Origin of the sequence: Citrobacter sp. Cf072 (genome assembly GCF_030334485.1) — a bacterium.
In the GTDB taxonomy this organism is placed as follows: Bacteria; Pseudomonadota; Gammaproteobacteria; order Enterobacterales; family Enterobacteriaceae; genus Citrobacter; species Citrobacter freundii.
This window is the reverse complement of record NZ_JAOWDX010000021.1, coordinates 1-318: the sequence shown is the minus strand read 5'-3', so window position 1 is coordinate 318 and position 318 is coordinate 1. Positions and strand designations below refer to the sequence as shown.

1 protein-coding gene is annotated in these 318 nt (G+C 56.0%); it reads right to left on the bottom strand.

Features of this window, described 5'->3' with window-relative positions:
• Positions 1–318: bacteriophage T4 gp5 trimerization domain-containing protein (locus OGX66_RS01655; RefSeq protein ID WP_425249039.1), on the bottom strand; the 318-nt coding region annotated here is incomplete at both ends.

Sequence of the window (318 nt, the reverse complement as noted above, 5' to 3'; positions counted from 1 at the left end):
ACCTGACGGTCATTCCCCGTCGTGTTGCGCTGGTCATGCGCGACCGTGACTGTCCGGTCGTGTCCGGATGCGTTTTCTTTCCCTACGGTCACCGTCTGGCCCAGTCCTACAGTGATGCTCTGGTTATTGCCGATGGTCTCCGTATGGTCCACCTTCACATCAGTGGTTCGGTTGTTCAGTACCTCCGTATCCATGTTCTTCTGCGCGTGGATATAGACCTGCTCATTGCCCGTGGCGTCATCGAATTTCAGTTCGTTAAATCCGCCGCCTTTGTAGGTCTTCGAGCGGATGGTCATCTGCGTTTTCGTGCCCGGCAGG